Origin of the sequence: Roseimaritima sediminicola, from assembly GCF_009618275.1 — a bacterium.
Taxonomy (GTDB): domain Bacteria; phylum Planctomycetota; class Planctomycetia; order Pirellulales; family Pirellulaceae; genus Roseimaritima; species Roseimaritima sediminicola.
The window spans coordinates 1-4,504 of the sequence record NZ_WIAD01000100.1 but is presented as its reverse complement, the minus strand read 5'-3'; the positions used below and the strand labels follow the sequence as shown (position 1 = coordinate 4,504).

Annotated in this window: 3 protein-coding genes; 2 read left to right on the top strand and 1 reads right to left on the bottom strand. The window is 62.3% G+C overall.

What is annotated here, in order from left to right:
- Positions 1–153 precede the first annotated feature (153 nt).
- The gene (locus tag GE027_RS22315) at positions 154–1,116 is read right to left on the bottom strand and encodes a lysylphosphatidylglycerol synthase domain-containing protein (protein WP_162006890.1); all 963 of its coding nucleotides are present in this window, start codon (positions 1,114–1,116) and stop codon (positions 154–156) included.
- A 157-nt stretch (positions 1,117–1,273) separates the two neighbouring features.
- On the opposite strand from GE027_RS22315, the gene GE027_RS22310 reads away from it, so the two are divergent.
- Both GE027_RS22310 and GE027_RS22305 read left to right on the top strand, forming a co-directional pair.
- The gene (locus GE027_RS22310; RefSeq protein WP_153559446.1) at positions 1,274–2,860 is read left to right on the top strand and encodes an AI-2E family transporter; all 1,587 of its coding nucleotides are present in this window, start codon (positions 1,274–1,276) and stop codon (positions 2,858–2,860) included.
- Entirely contained in the window at positions 2,860–4,374 is a 1,515-nt protein-coding gene (locus GE027_RS22305; RefSeq protein ID WP_153559445.1) for a carboxypeptidase M32, read from the top strand. Before GE027_RS22310 ends, GE027_RS22305 begins: the two co-directional genes overlap by 1 nt.
- The last annotated feature ends 130 nt before the right edge of the window (positions 4,375–4,504 follow it).

The following is a 4,504-nucleotide window of genomic DNA, read 5'->3' as shown; positions in this document are numbered from 1 at the left end:
CCGACCCTCCCGCTGCGCGGGAGGGTGTTGTCGCGGGGTTTCACCGAAAGATTCATGCCGACGCAATTAGCCGTTTTGGCGCTAGCCACGGTTGCTCGGTAATTAGCCGTTTTGGCGCTAGCCACGGTTGCTCGGTAATTAGCCGTTTTGGCGCTAGCCACGGTTACTCGGCTGTTCGGACACCGAATCCCTCGGCCCGGTACGGCGCAGGACCACCGCCGAACCGCCGGCAGCGGCTAGTTCCACGGCCAGAAAAACCAGCCGGGCCAACAGCGCCGCCGAAAGCGCTTCGGCCGTCCCGATCCGCGGTGCCAAAGCGGCGGTCAGTATTAATTCGCGCACGCCCGCTCCGCCTGGGATCAAGGAAACGAATCCGGCAACGACCGCCAGCGCCATCAAGGCGGCGGCCAACACCAAATCGTCGAGGCCGGTTTGCGGGGCGATCGCGTGCACGATCAGGGCGAAGGCCGTCCCGATCAAACACCACGAGAGCGTCATCCACGCCCACCCTGCTGCGAACGTCGTCCAGCGATACGCCTCCAGCGGTGCACGGTGCGACGGATCGCGTCGCCGGACGACCACGGCGACGACCATCCGGAACAGCGGCGGCATGGTGGGGACGGCGGAAACCAGTCCCAATGCGATGGCCAGGGGAATTAATTCCTGCGGGACGTCCGACAGCGCAATGACCAACGCCGCCAACGTCGCGCCGGTCGCCATCATCGTCAGGGTTTCGATAAACACGGCGACCGTGGCCAACAAAGGCGACACGCCCGGGCCGACGATGGCACCGACGCGCAGTACCACGACCATCGCTTTACCGGGGACGTACTTGCCCAGATGTCCTTGCACGTGGGCCGCGACCGCGCGGCCCGCCGGCACCGGCACGGCAAAACTGCGCAGCACCCAGTACCAATAGAAACCCGCCGGCAGCAAGGCCAGCAGATACGCCCCGGCCCCGCCCCACAGCGATGGCCAGTGAATCCGCCACAACAACCGCCGTTTATCGGGGTCCGAAACCAGTTCGTCGACGGCGCTGCGCACCGCCCACAACAAACCGGCGATGACCACCGCGATGATCAACAATCGAATGACCGGCTTCCAACGACCTGTCAATACTTTATCCTTTGCACAGCAGACGACCGCCGATGCCCAAACGCCCAAACGCTCAAACGTTCCTGTGTGGCTTGGCGGTCCAGTCCTGACGACAGGGTCACGAGCATAACAGCCGCTGACAATATAATGGGACCGCCCCCTAATCGACTAGCGATCCATGAGCCCAAAGAAAAAAGCGACTCCCTCGCGCACAGCAACTCCCGCCACACCGGCAGGCGGAACCGTGCTGGGCGGATCGATCTCGCGGTTGTTGTCCGTCGCGGTACTGATCGTCGTGATCGTGGCGATCGGAATTCTCTTTTATCGCGTGATGGTCGGTTTCTTTGTGCCCCTGTTCCTGGCGGCGCTGTTGGTCGTCATCTTTCGTCCCCTACATGAATGGTTCAAGCGGCAACTGGGAAATCGAGCTCGACTGTCTGCCCTGTTGACCACCGCCACGATCCTGTTGATCGTGCTGATTCCCGCGGCACTGATTTTGACGATCGGTGCGGCCCAGGGAACGCGTTTGCTGTCCGGCGTCAATTCTCAAAACCTGACCCTCGCGTTGGGAAGAGCGCGGGAGGCGTTTGGGCTTTCGATCCGGAGCCCCCAGCTGCATCGTCAACTGGAAGCCAGCATCAATCAGTTGGCCGTGCGCACCGACGCGGAAACCACGCACGCACAGATCGCCCAGACCCGCCGCTTGGCCGATCAGTTGCAAGAGGTGTATGCCGACAAACCGAACACGCCGGACGAATTGTTCGAACGCTTCGATGCCCTTCTGGTCCGGTTGGATGAACAAGTCGAAGCGGCGATCACTGGGGATGCGGCGGCGCTGACGGAGCCGCCACCGGAACAAATAACCGTGGTCGCTCCGCCGGCTGGCGAGCCAGCTGCGACCGATGCCACCACGGCGGAGCTGGACGGACTGGTGCCGCGGGGACTGACCAGTTGGCAGCAGTGGCAAGGTTATCAGCAGACGCTGGCCAAACTGGAAGACACCAGTAACGAGCTGCGCAAGCAGCTGCTGGGCGGCTCGATGCAAGCCGAACTGGCGATGTTGGCCAACCCCTCGGACCAGACGATCCACCAGGGTCTTACCCGCGGCCGGATGTACTTGCAGGCCCAGCTGCCCTCGGTCGCGTCGGCCACGACCGGGTTTTTGTTTCACATCGGGTTTGGACTGGTGGTCCTGATCATCGCGATCTATTTCTTCCTGCTCGATGGACCGGCGATGACGCGAACCGTGATGCGGCTCAGCCCGCTGGACGATGCGTATGAAGAACGCTTGTTGGAAGAATTCGATCGGACCAGTCGCGCGGTCGTGCTGGCGACGATCCTCAGCGCCCTGGCTCAAGGCGTCCTGGCGGCGCTGGGTTACTACGTTGCGGGACTGGATTCGGTGGTGCTGTTGTTCTTGGCGACGACGTTTATGGCACTGATCCCGTTTCTCGGCGCGATGGCGGTTTGGTTGCCCTGCGTGTTGTGGCTGGGATTCGTCGACGAGCGTTGGTTTGCGGCCCTTGCGTTGGGATTATGGGGGGCCCTGTTTGTGTCCACGATCGATAACGTAATCAAGGTGTTCATTCTGCACGGACGAAGCCAGCTGCATCCCTTGCTGGCCCTGCTGAGCGTTTTGGGGGGCGTGCAGGTGTTCGGCCCGATCGGTCTGTTGGTGGGGCCAATGATCGTGGTATTCCTGCAAACCTTACTGGAAATCCTGCAACAGGAATTGCTCAAAGACAGCGCCGCGGAGCCGATTTGATGAAGCCGGAACAACGATTCAGCGCCCTCCGAAAACATTTTCACGAAGTCGCCCTGCTGAGCAGCACGGCCGACGCGTTGGAATGGGACGAACGGACGGGGTTGCCGTCGGCGGCCGGGCAGTACCGCGCGGCGCAGGTGACGCTGCTGCGCGGGATGGTGCACCGTCGCAAAACCGATCCGCTGGTCGGCGAACATCTCGGCCATTTGGCCGACAGTCCGCTGGCGGCAGACCCTGAGAGCGACGAGGGAGCAACCGTCCGGCGGCTGCAGGAAGATTATCGGCGTGAACAAAAGCTGCCGGTTCGATTGGTCGAGGCCCTGGCCGAAGCCACGGTGCTGGGACAACAGAAATGGGATGCGGCTCGTCGCGCCGATGATTTCGACGCCTTCCTGCCGGCGCTCCAGCAGATGCTGGCTCTGAAATGCGAGGCGGCGGACCATCTGCGCGCCTCCGGCCAGTCTCGCTACGACGCCCTGATGGAGGAGTTCGAACCGGGCGCCTCGACCGTGGAAATCGCGGCCGTGTTTGCCGAGCTGCGCGCCCGACTCGTGCCGTTGGTGCAGGCGATATCCGAAGCCTCACGCCAGCCCGATGTCGATCTGCTGCGACGCGAGTTTCCGATCGACCAACAGCGAGCTTTCTCCCGCTTCGCGGCCCAGACCATCGGTTTTGATTTCACTCGTGGCCGCTTGGATGAAACTTCGCATCCGTTCTGCACCAGCTTGGGGCCGGACGATTCGCGAATCCTGACGCGCTACGAACCCAACTGGTTTCCCACCGGCCTGTTCGGCACGCTGCACGAGGCGGGGCACGGGATCTACGAACAGGGGCTGCGAGCCGATTGGTACGGCCTGCCGCCGGGCAGCTATGTGTCGCTGGGCATCCACGAGTCGCAGTCGCGGTTGTGGGAGAACTTGGTCGGGCGTTCATTGGCCTTTTGGCGGTACCTGTTTCCCCACGCCCAGCAAGCGTTTCCGAGCAGTCTCGGCGACGCTTCGTTGGAACAGATGCATTTCGCGGTCAACGCGGTGCGTCCGAGTTTGATCCGCGTCGAAGCGGACGAAGCGACGTACAACCTGCACGTGATCATCCGTTTCGAACTGGAACAGCAACTGGTCAGCGGCGAGCTGGCCGCGGAGGATTTACCCGAGGCCTGGAACGCGCGATACCGCGAGTTCCTGGGCGTCGAGTCCCCGACGGCCGCCGACGGCGTGCTGCAGGACGTCCACTGGTCGGCCGGTTTGTTCGGTTACTTCCCGACCTATGCCCTGGGCAATCTCTGTGCAGCGCAGCTATTCGAAGCGGCCACGGACCAGTTGGGCGACATCGATCGAGCGTTCGCCGACGGGGACACCGGCGAGCTGCTCCAGTGGCTGCGCACCCGCATCCACCGCCCCGGCCGCGTCTTCGATCCAGCAGAATTAATTCAGCGGGCAACCGGCAAACCCTTGTCATCGGATCCATTGATCAAGAGCCTAACCGACCGTTACACGCCGCTCTATCACCTGTAAAAACCAGTGGCATAGGCTTCCAGCCTGTGAAACCAGTGGCATAGGCTTCCAGCCTGTGAAACCAGTGGCATAGGCTTCCAGCCTGTGAAACCAGTGGCATAGGCTTCCAGCCTGTGAAAACCAGTTTGCT